Origin of the sequence: Pantoea sp. SIMBA_079, from assembly GCF_046940275.1 — a bacterium.
Lineage (GTDB): Bacteria > Pseudomonadota > Gammaproteobacteria > Enterobacterales > Enterobacteriaceae > Pantoea > Pantoea borealis.
The window spans coordinates 1-278 of sequence record NZ_JAWRYR010000210.1 but is presented as its reverse complement, the minus strand read 5'-3'; the positions used below and the strand labels follow the sequence as shown (position 1 = coordinate 278).

At 50.4% G+C, this 278-nt stretch carries 1 rRNA gene; it reads left to right on the top strand.

From position 1 onward, the window contains the following. Nucleotides 1–278, top strand: a 23S ribosomal RNA gene (locus SB719_RS19740); the annotation flags it as partial.

Below are 278 nucleotides of genomic sequence, written 5' to 3'. Positions count from 1 at the left end.
GTCGCTGGGTGTAGACCCGAAACCAGGTGATCTATCCATGGCCAGGATGAAGGTGCGGTAACACGTACTGGAGGTCCGAACCCACTAACGTTGAAAAGTTAGGGGATGAGCTGTGGATAGGGGTGAAAGGCTAAACAAACCTGGAAATAGCTGGTTCTCTCCGAAAACTATTTAGGTAGTGCCTCGTGTATCACCTTCGGGGGTAGAGCACTGTCATGGTTGAAGGGTCCATTGCGGATTACTTCGCCATAGCAAACTCCGAATACCGAAGAGTGCAA